Consider the following 23,598-nt stretch of genomic DNA (forward strand, 5'->3'; position numbering starts at 1 on the left):
GTGGTCTTCGATACCCTTACAAATCAATCGCTTGCTTACGCAAGCTCTTGATTTGCGCGGCCCTCCTGGCCGCGATGATGGTTTCTTGCGAAACCATCACCCCTGATTCCGTCGCAAACCCCATCCGGCCGCAGCCGGGCGGCAAGCCTACCTTCCGCGCCGGAGAATGCAGCCGACGAACCCGGCCAGGTAAGCGAGCTGGCAGCAGAACCAGATCGACCGGCCGGTGAGCAAGGCGCCGGCCAGACGCAGCGGCCAGCGCAGCGCCCGCCGCCAGGGGGGGAGCCGGGCGACGAAGTCGCCGTGGTGCGCCGGGGTCTCGATCACCCACTGCGGATGGTGGATGTTGGCGAAGGCCGCCTGCCGGCCGTTGCGGTGGAACTGCCGCATCAGGGCGGGAAAGGTGGCCGGCGGCAGGTGGTGGTAGATCACCCCCGGCACCACCACCACCCGGGCCCCGGCCTCGCGGAACCGCTGCCGCAGGTAGGGGTCGAGCCCGCGCGGGATGCACTCGTTCTCCCCTCCCACCCGGCGGAAGAGGCCGGCGCGCATCATCAGGCAGGGGTGCTCGGCCAGATCGGAGTCGGTGATCGTCTCCACCGGCCTCCAGCTACGGCGGGGGATCTCACGCATCGCCCGCCGCACGAAGGGGGGGGCATTCTCGGGGATGGTGTTGTTGCCGCCGGCCATGCCGATCTCCGGATGGGCCTCCATCGCCGCCAACAGGCGGGCGAGGGCGTCGGGATCGGGGAGCGCCGAGTCGTCGTCCAGGGTGAGCAGGTAGCGGCCGCAGGCGAGATCGGCGGCGATGTTGATCGCCCGCCCCTGCCGCCGGTCGCCCTTGACGACGAAGAGTTCGAAGCGCTGCTCGCTCTGCGCGCCGAGCTGGGTCAGCAGCCGGCGGAAATAGCCACCGCGATCGGCATCGGCGGTGGGAATGACGACGCTGATCAGCGGCTCCACCGCCTGTGCAGGCGGCAGGCGGCGCAGCAGGCCGCTTGCCCCCTCGTCGTTGCGGTAGCGCACCCAGTCGCGCGCCGCCTGCGCCGGCAGCCACGGCAGCCGATCGAAGCGCGCGACGAGATCAGCCAGGATCGAATCCCGCGGTGGTCATGGGTGGAACGGTAACGCAGACCGCCCTCGGTCGCCACCCGCCCGACGGGCCGCCCTCGCAGCGGAGATACGATCGCCGTAGCATTGCAGCCGGGCGGTCGTCGGCCGCCGATTCTCCCGATCCCAGGAGTCGCCCATGCCGTTGCTCTCCATCCACACCTCCACCACCGTCTCCGACCGCGCGGCGCTGCTGCGCGACGCCTCCGGCCGCGTCGCCGGGCTGCTCGGCAAGCCGGAGTCCTACGTCATGGTCGAGCTGCACGACGGCTGCGCGCTCTGCTTCGCCGGCAGCGACGCGCCAGCCGCCTGGCTGCAGCTGAAAAGCCTCGGGCTACAGGAGTCGCAAACCGCGGCCCTCTCCGCCGCCCTGTGTGACTGGGCCGCCGACGCGCTGGGCGTCCCGGCCGATCGGGTCTACATCGAGTTCGCCGCGCCGCCGCGCGCCTTCTGGGGCTGGAACCGTTCCACCTTCTGACCATCCGGCGGAGGCGCCTGCCGCCGCACCAGAGACCGCCGACCATCGACTGCGCGAGACGATCGCCCGCCGCATCGCGCAGGCCGGCGGCGCCGTCGGCTTCGACCGCTGGATGGAGGCGGCGCTCTACGAGCCGGAGCTCGGCTACTACGAACGGCGCGACCCCTTCGCCGAGGAGGGCGACTACGTCACCGCCGCCGACCTCGGCGACTGGGCGGCGCTCGCCTTCGCCGACCTCATCGCCTGGGGCTGGCGCGCCATGGGGGCCCCCTCCGACTGGGCGCTGATCGAACAGGGCGGCGGCAGCGGCCGGCTGCTCTGCGCGATCGTCACGGCGCTCGAGGAGCGCGGCGCCTCCCCGCCCCGACGGATCGCCATCGAGCGCACGAACGCCATGCGCCGCCGCCAACAGGCGCGCTACCGGGAGCGGGGCATCTCGGTGGCGCAATACGACCGGCCGGAGGCGGTGCCACCGCAGGAGTGCGCCATCCTGATCAGCAACGAGCTGCCCGACGCCTTCCCGGTGCGCAGCTTCGTCCAGGAGCGGGGGCGGCTCTACGAACGGCTGGTGGCCTGGGAGGAGGGGCGCTTCCGCTGGCGCCGCGCCGAGACCCCTCTGCGCGATCCGCCGCCGATCGACCCGCGGCTGCGCGCCGCCTGGCCGGAGGGCTACCGCAGCGAATGGAATCCGCACCTGGCCTGCTGGATGGAACAGAGCGCCCGGCTGGCCGAGCGTGCGCTGCTCTTCTGTGTCGACTACGGCTTCGCCCGGGAGGAGTACTACCGCCCCGAGCGCCGCCGCGGCACATTGATGGGCCACGCCAACCACCGGGTGGTGGAACGGGTGCTGGACCATGCCGGCGGTTGCGACATCACCGCCCATGTCGACTTCACCGCGCTGGCAGAGGCCGCCCGTGCCGCGGGGTTCCGCCCGCTCGCCTTCACCCCGCAGTGGGCCTGGCTGGCGCAGTCGCCCGTGCTGCAGGCACGACTCGCCCGACTGGCCGCACGACGCGACGCCGCCGCGGTGGCGGAGATCGCCCGGCTCAAGCGGCTGATCATGCCGCAGGGGATGGGCGAGACCTTCAAGCTCTTCGTCGCCAGTCGCGGTGGTGACCTCCCCCCGCCCGACCACCTCGCCCCCTTCGACCGGCTCGACCGGCTGGGTCCGCCCGATTCATGACCCGACACGAAACCGACGTCGCGGTGGTCGGCTGCGGGCTGGCCGGCATGTGGGCGGCGCTGCAACTGGCCGACGCCGGCTTTTCGGTCACGCTGATCAACAAGGGGGAGTTCTCCGACTCCAGCACCTACCGGGCGCAGGGGGGCATCGCCGGTGTGGCCGACGTGCGCGACCGCGTCGCCGACCACGTCGCCGACACGCTGCGCGCCGGCGCCGGGCTGTGCAAGCGGGAGGTGGTCGAGGCGATGGTGGCACGCAGTGGTGCGGCAATCACCCAACTGGAGAGGCTCGGCATCCGCTTCGACCGCCGCGACGGCGACCTCCACCTGACCCGCGAGGGAGGGCACGGCCGGCCGCGCATCGCCCACGTGCAGGACGCCACCGGCCGGGCGGTGAGCGAGGGGCTGCAGCGGAAGGTGACCGCCCACCCCGCCATCCGCTACCTCGCCCACCACATGGCCATCGACCTGGTGGTGCGCCGCGGCGGGCGGAGGCGGCCGGCCATCGCGGGGCTCTACCTGCTCGATCCGGAGGAGCGGGTGATCGCCCTGCCCGCGCCGCGGGTGGTGCTGGCCACCGGCGGGGCGGGCAAGGTCTACATGTACACCACCAACCCCCACGCCGCCACCGGCGACGGCATCGCCATGGCCTGGCGCGCCGGCTGCCCGGTGGCCAACATGGAGATGATGCAGTTCCACCCCACCTGCCTGTTCCATCCGCAGGCGCCGACCATGCTGCTGAGCGAGGCGCTGCGCGGCGAGGGGGCGATTCTGATCGATGCTGCCGGCCGCCGCTTCATGGAGCGCTACGACCCCGAGCGGATGGAGCTGGCGCCACGCGATATCGTCGCCCGGGCCATCGACCACGAGATGAAACGGCAAGGGGTGGACTGCCTCTACCTCGACGCCCGGCCGCTGGGGGAGGCGACCATCGACCGCCACTTCCCCAACATCCGCGACCGCCTGCTGGCGCTGGGCATCGACATCAAGCGGCAGCCGGTACCGGTGGTGCCGGCCGCCCACTACCTCTGCGGCGGGGTGCAGACCGATCTGGCCGGACGCACGCCGGTCGACGGGCTCTTCGTCATCGGTGAGGCGGCCTGCAGCGGCGTCCACGGCGCCAACCGGCTGGCCAGCAACTCCCTGCTCGAATGCCACGTGATGGCCAGCCTCTGCGCCGAGACAATCATCCGCGAAGGAAAGCGGCCGCCGCTGCCGCTGCCGCCGTGGGACGCCTCCGGCATCGAGGACGAGCGCGAGCGGGTGCAGATCAAGCAGAACTGGGACGAGGTGCGGGCGGTGATGTCCAACTACGTCGGCCTGGTGCGCAGCAACGAGCGGCTGCGGCGGGCGCGGCGGCGGCTGCAGATGGTCGAGGCGGAGTGCGCCGACTACTACTGGCGCCACCCGGTCAGCCGCGACCTGATCGAACTGCGCAACCTGGTACTGGTGGCCACGCTGATGGTTCGCTCGGCGCTCGAACGCAAGGAGTCGCGTGGGCTGCACTACACCATCGACTACCCGCACCGGTTGCCGCATGCGCGCGACACCGTGCTGGTGCCGGATGGCTGAACGGCCGTGGACGATGGTTTCTTGCGCAACCTCCGGATTTGCGCGGCCGTCCGTGGCCGCGATGATGGTTTCTTGCGCAACCATCATCCATGATCGAATCGCAAAAAGTCCATCCATGGACTTTTTGCTTGACGGGGATCGAAGAGCGCGGTCTTCGATCCCCTTACAAATCCGTCGGTTGCGTCTGCAACCTCCGGATCTGCGCGGCCGTCCGTGGCCGCGATGATGGTTTCTTGCGCAACCATCATCCATCATTCGCACAGCGACCAGAAACACCCACCCAACCGGAGCAGACCTTGAGCGATCCAGAGAACACCACCCCCTACCGGGCGGCGGAGATCGAACGAAAGTGGCAGCGGCGCTGGGCCGAGTCCGGCTGCGACCGCGCCGGCGACGACCCCGCCGATCCCCGCCCGCGCTACTACTGCCTGGCGATGTTCCCCTACCCCTCGGGCAGCCTGCACATGGGCCACGTGCGCAACTACTGCATCAGCGACGCCATCGCCCGCTACAAGCGGGCCCGCGGCTTCAACGTGCTCCACCCGATGGGGTGGGACGCCTTCGGCCTGCCGGCGGAGAATGCCGCCATCGCCCACGATGTGGCGCCCGCCGACTGGACCCGGGCCAACATCGACCAGATGCGCGCACAGCTTAGGCGGCTGGGGCTCTCCTTCGACTGGAGCCGGGAGATCGCCACCTGCCACCCCGACTACTACCGCCACGAGCAGTGGCTCTTCCTCCAACTGCTCGAACGCGGCCTGGCCTATCGGGCGGAGGCCGAGGTCAACTGGTGCGCCCCCTGCCACACCGTGCTGGCCAACGAGCAGGTGGTCGACGGCCGCTGCTGGCGCTGCGACACGCCGGTGACGCGCAAGAGCCTGAAGCAGTGGTTCCTCCGCATCACCGACTACGCCGGGGAGCTGCTCGAAGGGTTGGATCGGCTCGAAGGGTGGCCCGAGCGGGTGCGGGAGATGCAGCGCAACTGGATCGGCCGCTCGCACGGGACACGGATCCGCTTCGCCATCGCCGGCCGCGACGAGACGCTGGAGGTCTACACCACCCGCCCCGACACATTGATGGGGGTGACCTACATGGCGGTGGCCCCGGGCCACCCGCTGGCGGTGGAGGCGGCGCAACACGACCCGAGGCTGGCCGCCTTCCTCGATGAGTGCGCCGCCGTCCCAACCAGGGAGGCGGAGATCGCCCGGATGGAGAAGCGGGGGATGCCGCTGGGCATCGAAGCGATCCATCCGATCACCGGGGAGCACCTGCCGATCTGGGTGGCCAACTTCGTGCTGACGGGCTACGGCACCGGCGCGGTGATGAGCGTGCCGGCGCATGACACGCGCGATTTCGCCTTCGCCCGCGCCTACGGACTGCCGATCCGCCAGGTGATCGCCCCAGGCGACGGCAGCGTGTGGGATATCGAGAACGCCGCCTTCGTCGAGGAGGGGGTGCTGATCAACTCCGGCCCGTTCGACGGGCTGGAGAGCGCCGAGGCGAAGAGGGCGATCACCGAGGCGCTGCAGCGCGAAGGACGAGGCGAGGCGGAGGTCCACTACCGGCTGCGCGACTGGCTGGTCTCGCGCCAGCGCTACTGGGGGGCGCCGATCCCGGTGATCCACTGCGACCAGTGCGGCGTCGTCCCCGTCCCGGAGGAGGAGCTGCCGGTGGTACTGCCGACCGACCTCAAACCGACCGGCGGGGCCAGCCCGCTGACCGGATGCGCCGACTTCCTCCAGGTCGACTGTCCGCGTTGCGGCACCCCGGCGCAGCGGGAGACCGACACCTTCGACACCTTCGTCGAATCCTCGTGGTACCAGATGCGCTACGCCAGCCCGCGCCACGACGCGGCGATGGTCGAGGCGGAAGCCGCCGCCCGCTGGATGCCGGTCGACCAGTACATCGGCGGGATCGAACACGCCGTGCTCCACCTGCTCTACGCCCGCTTCTTCCACCGCCTGATGCGCGACTGCGGCCTGTTCGACGCCGACCGGGTGGGGGATGAGCCGTTCCGCAACCTGCTCACCCAGGGGATGGTGCTCAAGGACGGCGCCAAGATGAGCAAATCGAAGGGAAACACCGTCGATCCGCAGGCGATCGTCGATCGCTACGGCGCCGACACCGCCCGCATCTTCATCCTCTTCGCCGCCCCACCGGAGAAGGATCTGGAGTGGAACGACAGCGCGGTGGAGGGGGCCGAGCGCTTCCTCAGGCGGGTGTGGCGGCTGGTGCAGCAGTGCGCGCACGAGACGGTGGAGGAGGAAGCCGCGGGCGATCCCGCGGCGGTGCGGGCGCTGCGTCGCGCCATCCACACCACCATCGCCCGCGTCGACCACGCCTTCGACCACGGCTTCGGCTTCAACGTGGCCATCGCCGCCCTGATGGAGCTGACCAACGCGCTGACCGCCTTCACGGCCAGCGATGCCGCCTCGGCCGCCGCCCGCCGGGAGGGGTGCGGCGTGCTGGTGCGGCTGCTCCACCCCTTCGCCCCCCATCTGGCCTGCGAATGCGCCGAGCTGCTGGGGCTGGGCTCGATCGGCAAGGGCGACTGGCCCGAAGCCGATCCCGCGGTCATGGAGGCCGACCATGTCACCCTGGTGGTGCAGATCGGCGGCAAACGGCGGGGGGAGATCCGCGTGGCCAGGGGGTGCGGCGAGGAGGAGGCGCTCGCCGCCGTGCGCGCCGACGTACGGCTGGCCCGTTGGCTTCAGGGCATGGAGCTGGTCAAGGTGATCCTGGTCCCCGACCGGCTGCTCAACCTGGTGGTGCGCCCGGCGTGATCCGCCGCTGGTTGCTGCCGGCGCTGCTGCTCGCCGGCTGCGGCTACCACCTCACCGGCAGCGGCGGCGCCATCCCCACCGCGGCGCGGACCATCGTCGTCCTGGGCGACACCCCCACCGGCCAGAAGGAGGCGGCCCTGCTGCGGGCACGCCTCACCGCCGGCGCCGACCGCCGCTTCGTCGCCGCCGCCGACGGCCCCCACGCCACGCTGCTGATCCGCGGCCTGGAGGAGACGTGGCGCGCCACCGACTTCGACAGCAGCGGCATCGCCAACCGCTACCGTATGGAACTTCGCGGCGCGCTCCGGCTGAGGGACCTCGACGGCAAGACGGCGTGGCGCAGCGGGCCGATCGGCGTCGCCGAGGAGCTCTTCGCCAGCGGCGGACCGACGGCGACCGAGACCGAACGGGCGGAGGTGCGCAGACGGCTGCGCGCCCGCTGGGCGGACGAGGCGGCCAACCGCCTCCGCTCGGGCTTCTGAGGATGCGAATCGCACCGGAACAGCTCTTCCGCGATCCGCCGCCGGCCTGCTACCTCTACGGCAGCGACGCGGACGCCGTCACCACCGCCGCCGAACGGCTCATGAAGCTGGGGGACCCGGCGCTGCCCCGGATCCGTGCCGACTGCGACGAGCTCCACCGCATCCATGAGGAGTGGCACAACCCGGCGCTCTTCGGCCCCTCCGGCTGTATCGGGCTGGTGCGCAACGCCGAGGCGGCCACCCCGGCACAGACCGCCCGGCTGATCGCACTCGTCCGCGAAGTCCCCGCTGGCAGCCGGCTGATCATCCGCGCAACCGGCACAGTGTGGAAGCGGGCGGCACACAAGAAGCTACTGGCACTGAAGGAGCTGGCCTGCTGCGAATGCGCCCCCCCCACTCCGGCGCAGTTCCGCCGCCGACTGGAAGAGGAGGCGGAGCGCATAGGCCTGCGGCTCGAGGATGGGGTGGTCGAGGCGGCGGCCGAGCGGCTGGGCGGCATGGAGCAGGCGGCGGGCGCCTGGCTGCAACGGCTGGCCTGGTACGACGGCGGCGCCGGCGCTCCGATCCCGTGGTCGGTGGCCGGGGCGCTGCTGGGGGAGCAGGCGCCGGCCGAGCTGGAGCAGTGGTGCCACGCCGTGGCCGACAAATCGCCCGACGCACTGGTGCTGCTGCGCCGGCTGGTCGTCGATCAGCGCATCGCCCCGATTCAGATGATCGTCTGGCTCGCCACCCGCATGCAGCAGATCCTCCTCTACCGCTGGCATCAGCATCGGGGAGGCGGCAACCCGACCGCGGACCTCTTCGGAGCGGCGCGGCATCAGGTGCCGCGCGAGGCGCGCCGCTGGTCGGCGGCGGAGCTCTCCACCCTGCTCCCCCGCATCCGGCAGGCCGAGGAGCAGCTCAAGGGAGCGCGCCACCTCACCGAGCGCATCATCCTCGAACGGCTGGTGCTGGAGCTGATCGCCCCCGACCGGCAGTCGCCGCCCGGATGAGGCCACTGCCGCCGGCTTTCACAGCGGTCGAAGAGCGCGGCGGCGACGGTGGAAGGTGCAGATCCGCGTCACCCCATGGCGCGCCAGCAGGGCGCGGCAGCCATCCATGGCGAAACCGACATCGCCCGGGGCGTGGGCGTCGGAGCCGTAGCTGAAAGGAATCCCCCGGGCCGCGGCAGCCGCGACGATCCGCGGCGAGGGGTAGATGGCGCCGCACGGCTTGCGCAGCCCGGCGCTGCTGATCTCCAGCGCCACCCCGGCGCGGGCCACCGCATCGAGCATCGCCTCCTCGGCGCGGGCCACCGCCGCATCCTCCTCCGGGGCGGGGCGGTGGCCGAACTTCTTGGCCAGATCGGGGTGGCCGATGATGTCGAACAGCCCCGACGCCGCCGAGGCGGCCACCGCATCGAAATAGCTGCAGAAGGTGGCCCCCACCCCGACCGAATCCCAGCGGTCGCGCCGATCCGGATCGTCGAAGGCCCAGTCGCCCAAGTAGTGGACCGAACCGATCAGGTAGTCCCACGGGTGGCGCCCGGCCAGCTCGGCCACGAACGGTTCGCAACCGGGGCGCCAGTCGACCTCCAGCCCGAGGCGGATGGTCAGGCGGCCGGCGAAGCGGTCGCGCGCGGCCAACACCTCGGCGACGTACTCCTCCAACTGCTCCATGCGCATGCGCCAGTCGTCGTCGAACGGCGGCGGCATCGGGCTATGGTCGGAGATCCCGATCTCGCGCAGACCGGCGTCGATCGCCGCCCGAGCGTAGTCGGCCACCCGCCCCTCGGCATGGTTGCAGCGCGGGGTGTGCATGTGGTAGTCGGGCAGCGGCTCAGAGTTCGGCATAGGCGTAGATCCCCCTCGGGTCGGGCGACAGCGCTGCGCGCCACGGCCCGTTCCACAGCAGACGCAACAACCACTCCACCTCCCGCGGCGGGGTGGGCAGCGCCGCCGCCACCCGGCCGAGGAGCCGCCCGGCGAGCCGTTGCCACATCTCCTCCTCGGGATGGAGGGTGCGGACGCGGTAGTGGTCTCCGTGCGCCCCGACGCGGCGGGCGGCGGCGGCGATCGCCTGCCCGAGACCGCCCAAATGGTCGACCAGATGGAGCCGCAGCGCATCCACGCCGCTCCACACCCGCCCCTGGGCCAGCCGCTCCACTTGCGCCCGCGGCAGATGGCGCCCTTCGGCCACCCGCTGCAGGAAAAGATCGTAGATATGGGCCACCCCCGCCTCGAGCAGCGCCCGCTGACCGGCGTCGAGCGGCCGGTCGCCGCGGATCGGGAGCAGCGCCGTGGTCTGCACCCCGTCGAGATGGATCCCCGCCTGCTCCAGCGCCGGCGAGAGATCGGGGATGAGGGCGAAGACCCCGATCGAGCCGGTCAACGTCGCCGGCCGCGCCCAGATCTCGTCGGCGGCGCTGGCGATCCAGTAGCCGCCGGAGGCTGCCACCCCGCCCATCGACACCACCAGCGGCTTGCCCCGCCGTTTCAGCCGCAGCAGCGCGCGATGGATCGTCTCGGCGGCGGTGGCGCTCCCCCCCGGCGAGTCGATGCGCAACACCACCGCGGCGATGGAGTCGTCCCGCGCCGCCCGCTCGATCAGATCGGTCAGCGTGCGTGCGCCGATCGCGCTTACCGGCTGCTTGCCGGGGACGATCTCGCCGCTGGCCCGGATCAGCGCAACCGTCGGCCCGTCGCCCCCCGCATCCCTGTCGGTGGCGGCCAGGTACTCGGCCGATTCCACCCACGGCAGCGGCGCATCCCGATGGAGCAGGCGCTGGAGCAGCCGCCGCGCATCCCTGCGGTCGCCAAGCAGGTCGACCAGCCTCTCGCGGCGCGCAAGGGCGGCCAGATCGCCGTGCGACAATACCGCCAGCTTCCTAGGATGGTCGAGCAGATGCTGCATCCGCTGCGCGTCGATGCCGCGCCGCGCGGCGATCCGCCGCTTGATCTGCCGCCACCACTCCTCCAGCCAGGCACGAGCCGCCTCCCGCGCCGCATCGGACATCCCCTCCCGCGTCACCGGCTCGGCGAAGGATTTGTAGCGACCTGCCCGCACCACCGTCGCACGCAGCGACAGGCGATCGAGCGCAGACTTGAAGTAGTGGCGCAATACCGCCGGGCCGGCCAGCGCCACCACCCCGGTGGGATGGAGCACGATGCGGTCGGCGGAGGTCGCCAGCAGATATTGGGCGGTAGAGAAGGAGGCGCCGTAGGCCACCACCGGCTTGCCACTGCTGCGAAAGCGGTCGATCGCCTCGGCCACCGCATCGATCCGGGCCAGCGGCACCGGCTCCATCGTCTCGACGTCGAGCCAGACCGCACGGATGCGTGGATCGGCGGCGGCGCGATCGAGTGCCCGGACGATGTCAGGAATCGCGGTCTGGCCGGCGACCGGCAGATCCGACGGGAACAAAACGGGCGCCGGAGGCGCCGCCTGCTCGCGCAGCTCGCCGTGGATGCGCAGATCGAGCACCACGGCCTCCGGCAGGGGGTGGAACCGACGATAGAGCAGAGCGGCGCCGCCAACCAGCAGCGCCACGAGCAGCAGCAGGGCGACCAGCCGCTGCAACACACCGGCCAGGCGCCAAAGCCCGCGCAGCAGGGCCGAAATCACGCGGACACCCCCCATCCGCAGGCCATCCCCCGGGGACATCCCCCCCGGAAGGGGCGATCAGTCGTGACGGTGTCCGGCCGCCCTGCGCACCTTCCGCCGATGCTCCCGCGCCTCCCTGCGCATCGCGCGGCGATGTTCCCGCACCTCCCTGCGCACCTTCCGCCGGTGCTCCCGCGCCTCCCTGCGCACCGCGCGCCGGTGCTCCCGCGCCTCCCTGCGCACCTTCCGCCGATGCTCCCGCAGCTCATGCTTGTGGTGGTGCGCCTCGACCGCCGCGGAAGAGTCTGCACCGCCCTCCTCCTCCGCGCGCAACGATCCCGCGGCATAGAACAGCAGACCGCAGCAGAGCACGGCGGCGATCCACCCCGCGGCAGCCCGCTTCGACACCCAAGCCACCCTCACAGCCCCAGCGAGCGCATCTGCTCGTCGGCCCAGCGGATCGCCTGCAGATACTGCTGCATCAGCAGGTGGGCGTTGAGATCGGGAATCACCAGACAAGCCGCCTCCGCCTGCTGCCAGTCGTTGTGTTCGATGAAGCGGACGATGGTCAGCAGCTTGCCCATCTCCGAATCGGGCACCAGCAGGCCGTCCCGCACGCTCTGCGGCAGGGCGATATCCTCCAGCGCCTCCTTCATCGGCCGGTCGAGCAGGGCGTCGAGCACCGAGAACATACCGAGGATGAAGTAGTCGGCCTGGTTGCGGTAGCCGAGCAGCGCGGCGGTCAGCTCGAGCATCTTGCCCCGCACCAGCGAGATCTTGATCAGCTCCGGCGGCTTGTTCTCCCCCAGCGAGGCGAGCGACAACAAGGAAAGCCAGCGCCGGATGTTGGAGAGCCCGAGCAGCGAGAGCGCCTGCTTGATCGAGGTGATCTCCCGCTTCAGCCCGAAGGCGGCGGAGTTGATGTACTTCAACAGGCGGTAGGAGAGGGCGACATCCTGCTTGACCACATCCTCCACCTCGTCGATCGCCTCCGCCGAGATCACCTGCTGCAGCGCGCGCAGCACCGCCATCTTGTTGTCGGAGAGCTGTTTGCCGTGGACCAGGTCGGGCTGGGAGAAGAAGTCCCCCTGGAAGTAGTCGATGTGCAGCGGCTTGCACACCTCCATCGCCTCGTAGTCGTCCACGCCGCTGACCAGGATCTTGACGTGGAATCGGCTGAGCTGCCGCACCTCGTCGGCGATGCAGTGGGCCACCGCCGGGTAGTGGATGCGCACCACGTCGGCCAGCTCGATCGCCTTCTCCAGCTGGGGAGAGTAGACGAAGTCGTCGACGATGATGGAATACCCCTGCTCGCGCAGCGACTTGAGGCCGTCGAGCAGCTCGCCGGTGATCGGAGTGTTCTGCATCAGGGTGAAGGAGACCCGCCCCGGCGGCAGCGCATCGGCGATGTTGTCGAGCATGAAGCCGCTGGCCGCATTCATGTGCACCTTGTGGCCGCCGGTCAGCTCGTCGAGACCGATGTCCATCAGGGCGTGGACCAGCACCTGCGCCGCCTCGGAGGCGTCGCTCGCCTTCTGCTTCTCTCCGGGCAGGCGGGCGAGAAGCTCGTAGGCCACCACCTTGAAGTTGCGATCGAAGATGGGCTGACGCCCGACGTAGATATCCTGCACGACACCGCTCCCGTTGGAATCCTCAGCCGCACCGCCCGGCCGCCCCCCGCCACCGCCGGGCGGGCTTGCCTTCCCCGATGCGCCGTCGCATGCTGCGCGACCATGAACACAATGCAACCGCCCGCCGCGGTGGACCGGTCGGAGATCGACAAGTTCGACGCCCTCGCCGCCGAGTGGTGGGATCCCGAGGGGCGGTTCCGGCCGTTACACCGCATCCAGCCGATCCGACTGGGCTACATCCGGCGCACCGCCGCGCCTCTGGCCGGACGGCGGCTGCTCGACGTCGGCTGCGGCGGCGGTCTGCTGGCCGAAGCGCTGGCCGCCGAAGGGGCCGAGGTCACCGGAATCGACCGATCGGAGCGGGCGATCGCCATCGCCCGCAGCCACGCCGCGCAGCAGGGCATCGCGGTCGACTACGCCGTCTCCGACGCCGAAACCTGGGCCGAAACGCACCAGCATGCCTACGATCTGATCACCTGCCTCGAGGTGCTGGAACACCTGCCCGACGTGCCGGGCACCCTTGCCGCCTGCAGCGCCATGCTGCAGCCCGGGGGGCTCCTCTTCTTCGCCACCATCAACCGTACGCCGACCGCTTGGCTCAAGGCGATCCTCGGCGCGGAGTATCTGCTCGGCTGGCTGCCGAGGGGAACCCACGACTACCGCCGCTTCATCCGCCCCTCCGAGCTGCAGCGGGCGTTGCGCGGCGCGGGGCTGACGCTGCGCGAACTGCGCGGCCTCTGCTTCGATCCGCTGGCCAACCGCTTCTACGAAGGCGAGGATCTCTCGGTCAACTACATGGGGTTCGCGGTCCAACGCGCCTGACCGCCGGCTCCGCCCGTGCAACGCCCCCTCCCGCTGCTGCTGCTCCTGCTGCTGCTGATACCGCAGGCAGCCCGGCCGGCGGCGGTCGATCTCGACGCCCGCCGGGTGACCCGCAGCAGCGACGGCACCATCACCGCCGAGGGGGGCGCCCTGCTGCGGCGGGCCGGCGCCCGCCTCTCCGCCGCCACCATCCGCTACCACCCCGACCGGCGCACGGTCGACCTCTACGGCGCGGTCCGGCTGCGTGATGCCGGCTACGACCTCTACGCCCGCGAGGCCCACTACGCGCTGGAGCAACACCGGGGGACGTTGCGCGACGCACGCATCGCGATGGCCGACGCGGGAGCGGCGCGGGCGCGGAGGGCCGAGCAGCGCGCCCCGGGCAGGTTCCTGCTTCACGATGCCTCCTTCACCACCTGCCGCGCCGGCACGCCGGGCGGCTGGCGACTCGATGCGCAACAGGCCGAACTCGACCGCGAGGCCGGGCTGGTCACCCTCCACCACGCCACCTTCACCCTCGCCGGCACCCCCCTCTTCTACACCCCCTACTGGCAATACCCGCTGCGCCGCCGCTCCGGCCTGCTCACCCCGAGGGTCGGCTTCGGCAAACGGCGCGGCAACGAACTCGCCCTGCCGCTCTACTGGGCGGCCGCTCCGAACTGGGATGCCACCCTCACCCCCCACTGGATGGAGGCGCGCGGCACCGCCGGCGCGATCGAGCTGCGCCACGCAGACACGTTGGGGCGGGAGCGGCTGCAGATCGAGGGGCTGCGCGACCGGCAGCTCGGCCGCAAGGTGCGAAAGGCGGGCGGCGGCGCGATCCACTGGCGGCTCGCGCCCGGACTCGGCTTCGATGCCCATGGCCGCTTCGTCGGCGACCGCGCCTACCTGGCCGACTTCAGCCCCGACGGCATCAGTGGAGCCACCCGCTACCTGACCAGCAGCGCCCGCCTGGGATGGCACGGAGATGAGGGACAGGCCTGGATCAGCGCCACCCGCAACCAGAATCTCGCCACAGCCAGCGACGCCGCCACGCTGCAGATCCTGCCGCGGCTGGAGAGCCACCACCGCATCCCCTTGCGGCTGCACGGGCTGCTCCTCGGCCTCGACCAGCAGACCACCAACTTCAGCCGCGCCCAGGGCAGCGCCGGCGTGCGGCTGGTGGCGGCGCCGTGGCTGGAGCTGCCCTGGCGGCTGGACGACACCGGCAGCCTGACGCTGCGGCTGCGGCTGGGCGGAGAACACGCCGACTACTGGCTGCGCAACGGCCTGCTGCCGGCACGCCAGCACCGCAACAGCTACAACGCCGCCCTCACCCTCGCCGCCGACCTCGAACGCATCTCGGACGACGGCCTATGGCGCCACCGCATCACCCCGATCCTCCGCTACGACCGGGTGGTCGCACCCGACCAGTCGCGGCTGGCGCGCTTCGACTCCGCCTACACCCGGCTCAACATGAGCAACCTGCTCGCCGCCAACCGCTTCATCGGCCACGACCGAGTCGAGCGGGCCCACCGCATCTCGCTGCTGCTCGGCCAGATGCTGCAGCACAAGCCGAGGCGCAGCGCCACCGCCCGCACCCTCTTCCGCGCCGCCTTCGGCCTCTCCTACGACCTCTTGCGCGCCAGTGTCGATCCGGCGCTCAAGCCGCCCCCGCAGCGGCCGTGGTCCAACCTGATCGGCAACCTGGCCTGGCATCCCTGGCCGGGAGTGGGCCTGACCGCCGCAGGGCAGTTCGATCCGGCCGACCACTACTGGGCCTATGCGACCGTCACCGCCTCCTGGAAGGACGAGCGCGGCGACCGGTGGCAGGGGAGCTACCGCCAGGCCGACCGGCGCTACGCCGCCGCCGCGGAGAGCCTGGAGAGCAGCCTGCGGCTGGCGCCGGCCCCCCGCTGGCGGACGGAGCTGCGCTGGCACTACGACCTGAAGCGCAAACGGACCCGCTTCGCCAACCTCGCCCTCGCCTACCACCACCCCTGCTGGCGGCTGACCGTCGAGGGCTACCGCAACACGCTGCTCGCCGCGACCAGCGCCCGCTCCGACACCGGCCTGCGGCTGGCCTTCACCATCGAGGGTATCGGCGGCTGATCGCCCATGTGGCGCCGACCACCCCTCGATCTCGCCCGGCTGCCGACCGAACCCGGCGTCTACCGCATGTGCGACGACACAGGCGGTGTGCTCTATGTCGGCAAGGCGCGCAACCTGCGCCGGCGGGTCTCCAGCTACTTCCAGCGCATGCCGGAGTCCCCCCGCACCGTGGCCATGGTACGGCAGATCGCGGCGATCGAGTTCACCGTCACCGCCTCGGAGGCGGAGGCGCTGCTGCTCGAACACAGCCTGATCCAGCAGCTCAAGCCGCGCTACAACGTGCTGCTCAAGGACGCCAAGAGCTACCCGTGGATCGTGCTCACCGCCGAGGCCTTCCCCCGCCTGCTGCTCCACCGCGGCCGCCGGATCGAGGGGGAGTATTTCGGCCCCTTCCCCGATGTGCGCGCCGTGCGCGCCACGATCAAGCTGATGCAGCAGCTCTTCCGCCTGCGCGACTGCACCGCCGCCGCCTTCCGCAACCGCAGCCGCCCCTGCATGCAGCACCAGATCGGCCGCTGCACCGCCCCCTGTGTCGGGCTGGTCGACGCCACCGACTACCGCGCGCAGGTGGCCGAGGCGCGCCGCTTCCTGCGCGGCGCGGCCGACGAGCTGATCGCCGGCTGGCAGCAGGAGATGGAGCGGGCGGCGGCGGCGCTGGAGTTCGAGCGGGCGGCCGAATTGCGCGACCGCATCCGCATGTTGCGCAGCGTGGTGGAGGGTGCGCGGCGGGACGACCTCCCGGCCGATGCCGACGCCATCGCCATCGTCCGCCACGACGGCGGCGCGGCACTGGCCGTCGGCGTGCGGCGCAGCGGGCGCGACCTCGGCGTGCAGCTGCTGCGGGTGCGCCAGGGGGGTGAGGCCGAGCCGCTGGAGCTGCTCCACGCCCTGCTGCTGCAGCGCTACCGCAGTGAGCCGCCCCCTCCGCTGGTGCTGATCGACGGCGACGAGACGCTGCTCGACCCGCTGGGGGAGCTGCTCGCCCTGCTCGCCCCGCAACGAAAGAGGACGCTGCGCATCCCCAGGCAGGGGCCGCTGCGCGCCTGGCTGGAGCAGGTGACCCACTCGGCGAGACAGATGGTCGCCGCCGCCGGCGGCGGCGATGCGCAGGCCGCATTCGAGGCCGCAGCCGAGCTGCTCGGGCTGCCCGAGCCGCCGGGGCTGATCGCCGCGGTGGACAACGCCCACATGGGCGGCAGCCAGATGGTCTCGGCGATCGTCTGCGCCGACCGGCACGGCCTGCGCAAGGAGCTCTACCGCCACTACCGGCTCGACGGCGTGCCGGCCGGCGACGACCCGGCGGCGATGGCCGCCGTGCTGACGCGCTACGCCCGAGCGCTCGACAAGGAGGCGCTGCCCCGCCCCGACCTGCTGCTGATCGACGGCGGCCGTGCCCAACTGGCCGCGGCCGGAGAGGCTCTCCACCGGGCGGGCATGGACTCCATCCGGCTGCTGGCGGTGAGCAAGGGGACAAGCCGCAAGGTGGGCGAGGAGCGGCTGTGGCGCGGCTGGCTGGAGGAGGCGCCGCCGCTCAAGCCGGGGCGGCACCATCCGGGGCTGCTGCTCATCGCCCGGGTGCGCGACGAGGCGCACCGCTTCGCCGGCCGTTACCTGCGCAAACGACGCAAGCAGGGGATGTTCGCCTCCCCCCTCGACGCCGTCCCCGGCGTCGGCAAGGTGCTGCGCGCGCGGCTGCTGGCCCACTTCGGCGGCATCGACGGCATCAAACGGGCCTCGCGCCGGCAGCTGATGGAGGTGAAGGGGGTCTCGGAGCGGCTGGCCGAGGCGATCTTCATGGCCCTGCGCTGATCCGCGCGGCTGGAAGAGCCATTGAACGAAAAAGTGATGAATCTACATGATCGCGAACTCAGTCATGCAAAATCCGCCGGCTTGTAGATGCTGTCGCAAAGCTTATCTTTGGTGCCTGCATGGTGATGGTGATATGCAATAAAATTGCACAGGTGCCCGCTGACGAGGCTCCAAAGCACCCAAAACTGAATCACCCGCTGCACCACCCGACAAAGGAGAGTCGATGCTCACGAAAAAAAACCGCAATGCATTTTGCAACAGAGTGGGAGGCAGCCTGGAACAGCCATGATATCGATCAAATCATCCGTCATTATGCAGATGACATCGTTCTTGTCTCCCCGATTGCCGACAAACTGCTTGGTACACCGGAGGTCGCCGGAGTCCAATCGGTAAGGGCATACTTCATGAAGGGGCTCGAGGCATACCCAAACCTGGAATTCAAGGTCATTGACGTGCTGCATGGCGTCAACACGTATCGTGATCAACTACATCAACCAGAACGGCATCAAGGCAAGTGAGTTCATGCAGCTCGACACAGAAAAGAAAATCTCTCGCATGTATGCCCACTACGGCGAATGACAGGAGGAAAGGAAATCTCCGAAAGTGATTTGATCCTGACATCTCAGCAAATTGAACGCATGCAGGGTGAACCGAGGGTACATTTCTTGAATCCCAATGCACAGAGGATCAGGAAAGCGATTGGTGATGAGGTGGGCTTGACCCGGATTGGCGTACACCTCGTCTATATTGAGCCGGGCAGAGACAGTACGGAACACCACAAGCACTACAATGAGGAGGAGTGCATCTATGGCCTGTCGGGCAGGGGAACGCTCAGAATTGGGGAGGAAGAGTTTTCTTTTGGTGAAGGTGATTTTGTTGGCTTTCCTGCCGGTTCGGCGGCACACAGCCTGAAAAACAGCGGTGACACAACGCTCGTCATCCTGGTCATGGGACAGCGACTGGCGCAAGATACCGCCGACTATCCGGACAAGGGCAAGCGACTGTATCGCAACTATGGGACATGGGACCTTGTTGATTTATCGAGCGTAACCGATCCAAGGGGAGGCATATAGACTGCAACCTCTTGCGAATCCGGCATGCCTCGAACCGGACGGGAGCAGCCGCTAGCGTTCCCGCCCATGCGCCCTGCCCCCTCCTCCCCGACCAAAGAGCTCCTGCTGCGGCTGGGCTCGATGCCGCTGGCCATCGTCCTGCTCACCGTACTGGCGCTCGCCTCGGCCATCGGCACCGTGCTGCTGCAGAATCAGGGGCAGGTCGACTACCTCCAGCAGTTCGGCCCACTCTGGTACTGGGTGCTGCGCGCGCTCGGCCTCTTCGACATGTACCACTCCTGGTGGTTCCTCACCCTGCTCGGCCTGCTCATGATCTCGCTCGCCGCCTGCCTGTGGCGCAACGTCCCGCGTATGCTGGGGGAGATGCGGGCGCGCAAGGTGTCGATCGCCGAGCGGGTGTGGAAACGACTGGAGCAGCAACGGCGGTGGCGGCTTGCCGGCGTCGACGCGGCCGCAGCGGCGGCGCGGGTGCGGGCGCGGGCACCGGAGTGGGGCTGGGTCGAGGAGCGGCGTGGCGACCACGTCTGGCTGCGCGGCGACCGCGGCCGCTACCACAAGTGGGGCTACATCCTGGTGCACGGCGCCATCCTGATCATCCTGATCGGCGGCTGGGTGAGCGTGCAGTTCGGCTTCCGCGGCAACATGAGCGTGCCGGAGGGGGGGGAGGAGAACGAGATCGCCTTCGCCCGGGGGACCGGCGTCGGCCACCTGACCATGCCCTTTTCTGTACGCTGCAACCGGTTCCTCATCGACTTCTTCCCCAACGGAATGCCCCGGGAGTTCCGCAGCAACCTCACCATCATCGACGGCGGCAAGCCGGTGCTCACGAAAGACATCATCGTCAACGAACCGCTCTACTACAAGGGGGTGCGCATCTACCAGGCGAGCTTCGGCGACGGCGGATCGGAGATCAAGCTGCGGCTGTTCAGGCTCGACGGCAGCGGCGACAGCCGGCTGGTCGACACGCGCATCTACCAGACCTGGCAGGACCCCTACAGCGGCATCTCACTGGAGATGCAGGACTTCAAGCCGTTCAACGTGGAGAACATGGCCGACCCCGGCCAACCGAAGAAGTTCCGGGATCTGGGACCTGCGGTGATCTTCGTCCTGCGCGGCAAGGGGATCAAGCCGGTCAAGGTCAAGAGCTTCATGAACCCCTTCGTCCTCGACGGGGAGAACCGCGGCTCCTTCATGATGGTGTCGTTCAGCGGCGACGACAAGGACTACCAACCGGTGGCGCTGGGCCTCGATCTGAGCAATCCCAAGGAGTGGGCGCTGTTCAACGCCTACTTCCGCCATCTGGCGCAGCGCACCGCCCGCGGGGGGGAATCGGGCAAGGAGGCCAACATCCGAGCCTTCCGCCAGGCGGTGGTCGAGGTCTTCGGCGACGAACGGCCGGACGACCTGCCACAGATGGGGATGCGGATGCTCCAGGCGATGCAGGTGCTCACCCAGATCCCCTGGCCCTTCCTGCCGGCGTTGGCCGACTACCATCAGCGCTACTACACCGGTCTGCAACTGACCCGTGATCCGGGCATGAACGTGGTCTGGACCGGTTGTGCGATCCTGGTGTTCGGGCTGGGGATCATGTTCTATGCATCCCACCGCAAGATCTGGCTGCGCATCGACGGGGAGAAGGGGGGCGTCATCCTCCGGATGGGAGGGATGACCAACCGCAATCCACTGATCTTCGCCGAGGAGTTTCATCAACTCTTCAGCCGCCTGCAACAGGATCCCGCCGACACCACGACAGAGGGGAATGCGTGATGAACGAATCGGGAATGACTCTGACACAACCGTCGCTGATCATCTACCGCGGGAAGGTCGCCGTCCTGCGCTGCTGGGCCTACCTCGGTCTGATCGGCGGCATGGCCGCGCTGGCTCTGTTCGGCGGGGGGTACCGCGAGGACGCCTTCCTCTTCCAGGCACTCGGATGGAGCGGCGCGGCGTGGGGCGGCGCCGGCCTGCTGGCCGGGATCGGCACGGGTGCGCTGCTGGCGCGGGGGGGCGATGCGGCCGCCGGAATCTGCTGGGAGCGCAAGCTGGTGCCGTGGCTCGACGGCGCACTGCTGATGATCCTGTTGATGGGGCTCTGGAGCCTGCTGGAGCCGCCGGCGGGGGAGATCTCCTACGAGGATCAATCCAACCTGGTCTCCGGCCGCATCATCATGGCGATGAACGTGCTCTTCCTCTTCGCCGCCGTCTGCTACATCGCCCAGCTCTTCGCGCCGACCTCCTTCATCGGTCGGATGGGGTCGTTCGCCGCCTGGTGCGCAGTCTACGCCGGCGGTTCGGCGCTGCTGCTGCGCTGGTACGAGTCCTACCAGCTGCTCGGCGGCGACATCGGCCACGCACCGGTCTCCAACCTCTATGAGGTCTTCATCCTGCTCTGCTGCATCACCGGCACCATCTACCTCGCCTTCGAGCGCCGTTACCGCACCACCGGCCTGGGGGCCTTCGTCATGCTGCTGATCGCCTGCGCCGTCTTCTTCACCGTCTGGCTCGGCTCCATCGGGCAGGCGGACATCAAGCCGCTGGTACCGGCGCTGCAGTCCTACTGGATGAAGATCCACGTCCCGCTCAACTTCATCGGCTACGGCTCCTTCGCCGTCGCCTGCGCGGCGGGAATGGCCTGGCTGCTGCGGGCCAAGCTGGAGGCGAAGGGCAGGAAGGAGCTGCTCGCCCTCTTCCCCACCCTCGACCAGCTCGACCTGCTCGCCTACCGGGCGATCGCCATCGGCTTCCCCGCCTTCACGCTGGCCACCATCCTCGGCGCCGCCTGGGCGGCCGAGGCGTGGGGCGGCTACTGGTCGTGGGACCCCAAGGAGACCTGGGCGCTGATCGTCTGGCTGGTCTACGGCGCATGGCTCCACGTGCGGGTCTCGCACGGCTGGAGCGGCCGGGTGCTGGCCTGGTGGTCGGTGATCGCCTTCCTGGTGACCCTCTTCTGCTTCATTGGCGTCAACATGTATCTCTCCGGGCTCCACTCCTACGGCCGTCTGACCTGACGCGCCATCTTGGCCCCCGGCCGGCTCGATGCGGCCGGCCGCCGGGCGAGGCTCAAGCCCGCCGCAGATAGACCGTGCGCGAGGGGAAGGCGAAGTCGATCCCCAGCGATGCCAGCAGACGCATGATCCGCAGATTCACCTCCTGACGCACCTGCAGATACTCCTCCAACACCTTGGAGGCGCTGAAGTAGTAGAGGAAGATGGAGAGGGCGGAGTCGTCGAAGTCGTCGAACTTGACCAGCCAGTACTCCTGATCGACGCCGGGATGCTCCCGCAGGATGCGCTCGATCCCGGCGATCGCCTGCTCCATCTGTTCCGGCGTGGTGTCGTAGGTCACCCCGATGCGCATCTTGATCCGCCGCTTGGAGCGGGCGTCGATGTTGTCGATCACCATGTTGGCCAGCCGCGAGTTGGGCACGTTGACCAGCGTCTTGCCGAAGGTGCGGATGCGGGTGGAGCGGAAGCCGACCTCCTCCACCACCCCCTCGAAATCGCTGGTCTTGATGCAGTCGCCGACGGTGAAGGGGCGATCGATCAGGATCATGATCGAGCCGAAGACGTTGGCCAGCGTATCCCTGGCCGCCATCGCCACCGCGATGCCGCCGATGCCGAGCGAGGCGATCAGACCGGAAACCGAGTAGCCCAGATTCTGCGCCACCATTAGCACGCCGGTGATGATCACCAGCAGCCGCAGCGTCTTGGCGATGAAAGGGATCAACTGATCGTCGAGCGGAGAGTCGGTGGCCGCCGCCCGCGCCGAAGCGTAGCCGGCCATACCGCCGATCAGCCGCCAGAGGAACCAGCCGCCGATCACCACGGTCAGCGCCCGACCGAGCTGCATCACAGGCTCGAACAGCGGAAAACGGTCGGGATCCACGGCCAGCAGATGGAGCGAGACCATCACCCCCACCACCAGCACCAGCCAGCCGGCCGGCTTCTCCGCCGCCTCCAGCAGCATGTTGTCGATCGGGGTCTCCGTACGGTCGGCGACCCGTTGCGCCAGCCGGTGGAAGAGCACGACCAGGTAGCGCTGCGCCACCACGGTGGCGAAGAGCGCGAGCGCCGCGGCCAGCCAGTGGCCGAGTGGAATCGAGAGCAGGGTGGTGTGCAGCCATGTGCCATCCATGATGGAACCGCAAAAAGTCCGTCCGTGGACTTTTTGCTTGACGGAGATCGAAGAGCGCGCTCTTCGATCCCCTTACAAATCCGTCGGGGACGTCTTCCTCCCTGAAGCCGCCCGGTCGAGCATCGTCGCCGCCAGTGTAGAGGAGGAGGCGCCCCCGCTCAACAGAGGCGCTTGCCAACAGGCGGATCGGCCGCTAGAAATCGCGCCCCCTCGAGCACCCGGCCACGTCAGCCGGCCGGGCCTCCCCGATGATCCGAACCAGCAAGGAAACAAGCACATGAAACCCGGCATCCATCCCGAGTACAAGGAGTCGACCGTCACCTGTTCGTGCGGCAATGTCTTCAAGACCCGCTCGACCAAGGGGGACATGCATGTCGAGATCTGCTCCAACTGCCACCCCTTCTACACCGGCAAGCAGAAGATCGTCGACACCGAAGGGCGGGTGGAGCGCTTCTACAAGCGCTACGGCAGGCGGCCGGCGCAGTAGTCGGGGTGCGCAAGACGACAGGGACGAAAGGAGAGGAGTCGATGTACGCAGTGATCCGCACCGGCGGCAAACAGTACCGTGTCCGGGTGGGCGACCGTCTGCGCGTGGAGCGGCTCGACGGCGACACGGGCGACGAGATCACCTTCGACGACGTCCTCTGCATCGGCGAGGGCACCGATCTGCGTGCCGGTGATGCGGCGGGCGGCGCGTCGGTCACCGCGACCATCACCGGGCAGGGACGCGGCAGGAAGGTGGTGGTCTTCAAGCGGCGTCGGCGCAAGAACCACCGCCGGACCCGGGGGCACCGCCAGCACTATACGGAGGTCGCCGTCACCGCCATCAACGGTCAGGAGGGATAGGCC

General features: G+C 69.5%; 21 protein-coding genes. 15 read left to right on the forward strand and 6 right to left on the reverse strand.

The genetic code is table 11. The annotated features are described in order from the left end of the window. Positions 1 to 147 precede the first annotated feature (147 nt). Positions 148 to 1,092, reverse strand: coding sequence for a glycosyltransferase (locus D6682_07865; GenBank protein ID RMH50044.1), 945 nt, complete (start codon positions 1,090 to 1,092; stop codon positions 148 to 150). 157 nt (positions 1,093 to 1,249) lie between these two features. On the opposite strand from D6682_07865, the gene D6682_07870 reads away from it, so the two are divergent. The 6 genes from D6682_07870 to D6682_07895 all read left to right on the forward strand — a co-directional run bounded on the left by D6682_07870 (position 1,250) and on the right by D6682_07895 (position 8,599). After that, positions 1,250 to 1,588 (forward strand): hypothetical protein, encoded by a 339-nt coding sequence (locus tag D6682_07870; protein ID RMH50045.1) that lies wholly within the window; start codon positions 1,250 to 1,252, stop codon positions 1,586 to 1,588. Positions 1,589 to 1,700: 112 nt separating this feature from the next. After that, positions 1,701 to 2,771 carry an SAM-dependent methyltransferase gene (locus tag D6682_07875; GenBank protein ID RMH50046.1) on the forward strand — a complete coding sequence of 357 codons (1,071 nt, stop codon included), beginning with the start codon at positions 1,701 to 1,703 and terminating at the stop codon, positions 2,769 to 2,771. Next, positions 2,768 to 4,342, forward strand: a complete 1,575-nt coding sequence (locus D6682_07880; protein RMH50047.1) for an L-aspartate oxidase — start codon at positions 2,768 to 2,770, stop codon at positions 4,340 to 4,342. Before D6682_07875 ends, D6682_07880 begins: the two co-directional genes overlap by 4 nt. A gap of 89 nt (positions 4,343 to 4,431) precedes the next feature. Continuing rightward, a complete protein-coding gene (locus tag D6682_07885) occupies positions 4,432 to 7,125 on the forward strand; it encodes a leucine--tRNA ligase (GenBank protein RMH50048.1) in 2,694 nt (897 codons plus the stop codon). Further along, positions 6,852 to 7,607, forward strand: coding sequence for a hypothetical protein (locus D6682_07890; GenBank protein RMH50049.1), 756 nt, complete (start codon positions 6,852 to 6,854; stop codon positions 7,605 to 7,607). The genes D6682_07885 and D6682_07890 overlap by 274 nt, the downstream gene beginning before the upstream one ends. A gap of 2 nt (positions 7,608 to 7,609) precedes the next feature. After that, positions 7,610 to 8,599 (forward strand): hypothetical protein, encoded by a 990-nt coding sequence (locus D6682_07895; GenBank protein ID RMH50050.1) that lies wholly within the window; start codon positions 7,610 to 7,612, stop codon positions 8,597 to 8,599. Positions 8,600 to 8,617: 18 nt separating this feature from the next. Here the strand turns inward: D6682_07895 and D6682_07900 are convergent, their stop codons facing one another. Genes D6682_07900 through D6682_07915 form a run of 4 tightly spaced genes read right to left on the reverse strand, consistent with a single transcriptional unit; the run spans position 8,618 to position 12,937 of the window. Continuing rightward, positions 8,618 to 9,406 (reverse strand): histidinol-phosphatase HisJ family protein, encoded by a 789-nt coding sequence (locus tag D6682_07900; GenBank protein RMH50069.1) that lies wholly within the window; start codon positions 9,404 to 9,406, stop codon positions 8,618 to 8,620. A gap of 19 nt (positions 9,407 to 9,425) precedes the next feature. Then, positions 9,426 to 11,249, reverse strand: coding sequence for a signal peptide peptidase SppA (gene sppA / locus D6682_07905; protein ID RMH50051.1), 1,824 nt, complete (start codon positions 11,247 to 11,249; stop codon positions 9,426 to 9,428). A gap of 18 nt (positions 11,250 to 11,267) precedes the next feature. Then, positions 11,268 to 11,561: a hypothetical protein gene (locus tag D6682_07910; GenBank protein ID RMH50052.1), complete on the reverse strand. Its 294-nt coding sequence runs from the start codon at positions 11,559 to 11,561 to the stop codon at positions 11,268 to 11,270. 47 nt (positions 11,562 to 11,608) lie between these two features. Beyond that, positions 11,609 to 12,937: an HDOD domain-containing protein gene (locus tag D6682_07915; protein ID RMH50053.1), complete on the reverse strand. Its 1,329-nt coding sequence runs from the start codon at positions 12,935 to 12,937 to the stop codon at positions 11,609 to 11,611. On the opposite strand from D6682_07915, the gene ubiG reads away from it, so the two are divergent. The 7 genes from ubiG (at position 12,932) to ccsB (ending at position 21,623) form a co-directional block, all read left to right on the forward strand. Continuing rightward, positions 12,932 to 13,642, forward strand: a complete 711-nt coding sequence (ubiG, locus tag D6682_07920; GenBank protein RMH50054.1) for a bifunctional 2-polyprenyl-6-hydroxyphenol methylase/3-demethylubiquinol 3-O-methyltransferase UbiG — start codon at positions 12,932 to 12,934, stop codon at positions 13,640 to 13,642. The two genes, D6682_07915 and ubiG, sit on opposite strands and share 6 nt — an antisense overlap. A gap of 15 nt (positions 13,643 to 13,657) precedes the next feature. Then, positions 13,658 to 15,733, forward strand: coding sequence for an LPS-assembly protein LptD (locus D6682_07925; protein ID RMH50055.1), 2,076 nt, complete (start codon positions 13,658 to 13,660; stop codon positions 15,731 to 15,733). A gap of 6 nt (positions 15,734 to 15,739) precedes the next feature. Further along, entirely contained in the window at positions 15,740 to 17,542 is a 1,803-nt protein-coding gene (gene uvrC, locus D6682_07930; protein RMH50056.1) for an excinuclease ABC subunit UvrC, read from the forward strand. A gap of 119 nt (positions 17,543 to 17,661) precedes the next feature. After that, positions 17,662 to 18,060, forward strand: coding sequence for a nuclear transport factor 2 family protein (locus tag D6682_07935; GenBank protein ID RMH50057.1), 399 nt, complete (start codon positions 17,662 to 17,664; stop codon positions 18,058 to 18,060). A 57-nt stretch (positions 18,061 to 18,117) separates the two neighbouring features. Beyond that, the gene (locus tag D6682_07940; GenBank protein ID RMH50058.1) at positions 18,118 to 18,615 is read left to right on the forward strand and encodes a cupin domain-containing protein; all 498 of its coding nucleotides are present in this window, start codon (positions 18,118 to 18,120) and stop codon (positions 18,613 to 18,615) included. A 120-nt stretch (positions 18,616 to 18,735) separates the two neighbouring features. Next, complete coding sequence (locus tag D6682_07945) at positions 18,736 to 20,382, forward strand: cytochrome c biogenesis protein ResB (GenBank protein RMH50070.1); 1,647 nt, start codon at positions 18,736 to 18,738, stop codon at positions 20,380 to 20,382. A gap of 14 nt (positions 20,383 to 20,396) precedes the next feature. Then, complete coding sequence (gene ccsB, locus D6682_07950) at positions 20,397 to 21,623, forward strand: c-type cytochrome biogenesis protein CcsB (protein ID RMH50071.1); 1,227 nt, start codon at positions 20,397 to 20,399, stop codon at positions 21,621 to 21,623. Positions 21,624 to 21,675: 52 nt separating this feature from the next. On the opposite strand, the gene D6682_07955 is transcribed toward ccsB, so the two are convergent. Further along, a complete protein-coding gene (locus tag D6682_07955) occupies positions 21,676 to 22,749 on the reverse strand; it encodes a mechanosensitive ion channel family protein (protein ID RMH50059.1) in 1,074 nt (357 codons plus the stop codon). Positions 22,750 to 23,026: 277 nt separating this feature from the next. On the opposite strand from D6682_07955, the gene D6682_07960 reads away from it, so the two are divergent. After that, on the forward strand, positions 23,027 to 23,236 hold the full coding sequence (locus tag D6682_07960) for a 50S ribosomal protein L31 (protein ID RMH50060.1): 210 nt from the start codon (positions 23,027 to 23,029) through the stop codon (positions 23,234 to 23,236). A 41-nt stretch (positions 23,237 to 23,277) separates the two neighbouring features. Beyond that, complete coding sequence (gene rplU, locus D6682_07965) at positions 23,278 to 23,595, forward strand: 50S ribosomal protein L21 (protein ID RMH50061.1); 318 nt, start codon at positions 23,278 to 23,280, stop codon at positions 23,593 to 23,595. Positions 23,596 to 23,598 lie beyond the last annotated feature (3 nt).

Source organism: Zetaproteobacteria bacterium (genome assembly GCA_003696765.1).
GTDB lineage: Bacteria > Pseudomonadota > Zetaproteobacteria > Mariprofundales > J009 > RFFX01.

What these genes read in the sequence shown, in the direction of transcription:
- D6682_07870 (RMH50045.1), top strand. Translation starts at nt 1,250, where the DNA reads ATGCCGTTGCTCTCCATCCACACCTCCACCACCGTCTCCGACCGCGCG.
- D6682_07875 (RMH50046.1), top strand. Translation starts at nt 1,701, where the DNA reads ATGGAGGCGGCGCTCTACGAGCCGGAGCTCGGCTACTACGAACGGCGC.
- D6682_07880 (RMH50047.1), top strand. Translation starts at nt 2,768, where the DNA reads ATGACCCGACACGAAACCGACGTCGCGGTGGTCGGCTGCGGGCTGGCC.
- D6682_07885 (RMH50048.1), top strand. Translation starts at nt 4,432, where the DNA reads ATGATCGAATCGCAAAAAGTCCATCCATGGACTTTTTGCTTGACGGGG.
- D6682_07890 (RMH50049.1), top strand. Translation starts at nt 6,852, where the DNA reads ATGCGCCGAGCTGCTGGGGCTGGGCTCGATCGGCAAGGGCGACTGGCC.
- D6682_07895 (RMH50050.1), top strand. Translation starts at nt 7,610, where the DNA reads ATGCGAATCGCACCGGAACAGCTCTTCCGCGATCCGCCGCCGGCCTGC.
- D6682_07900 (RMH50069.1), bottom strand. Translation starts at nt 9,406, where the DNA reads ATGCACACCCCGCGCTGCAACCATGCCGAGGGGCGGGTGGCCGACTAC.
- sppA (RMH50051.1), bottom strand. Translation starts at nt 11,249, where the DNA reads ATGTCCCCGGGGGATGGCCTGCGGATGGGGGGTGTCCGCGTGATTTCG.
- ubiG (RMH50054.1), top strand. Translation starts at nt 12,932, where the DNA reads ATGCAACCGCCCGCCGCGGTGGACCGGTCGGAGATCGACAAGTTCGAC.
- uvrC (RMH50056.1), top strand. Translation starts at nt 15,740, where the DNA reads ATGTGGCGCCGACCACCCCTCGATCTCGCCCGGCTGCCGACCGAACCC.
- D6682_07935 (RMH50057.1), top strand. Translation starts at nt 17,662, where the DNA reads ATGGTGATGGTGATATGCAATAAAATTGCACAGGTGCCCGCTGACGAG.
- D6682_07940 (RMH50058.1), top strand. Translation starts at nt 18,118, where the DNA reads ATGACAGGAGGAAAGGAAATCTCCGAAAGTGATTTGATCCTGACATCT.
- D6682_07945 (RMH50070.1), top strand. Translation starts at nt 18,736, where the DNA reads ATGCCGCTGGCCATCGTCCTGCTCACCGTACTGGCGCTCGCCTCGGCC.
- ccsB (RMH50071.1), top strand. Translation starts at nt 20,397, where the DNA reads ATGACTCTGACACAACCGTCGCTGATCATCTACCGCGGGAAGGTCGCC.
- D6682_07955 (RMH50059.1), bottom strand. Translation starts at nt 22,749, where the DNA reads ATGGATGGCACATGGCTGCACACCACCCTGCTCTCGATTCCACTCGGC.
- D6682_07960 (RMH50060.1), top strand. Translation starts at nt 23,027, where the DNA reads ATGAAACCCGGCATCCATCCCGAGTACAAGGAGTCGACCGTCACCTGT.
- rplU (RMH50061.1), top strand. Translation starts at nt 23,278, where the DNA reads ATGTACGCAGTGATCCGCACCGGCGGCAAACAGTACCGTGTCCGGGTG.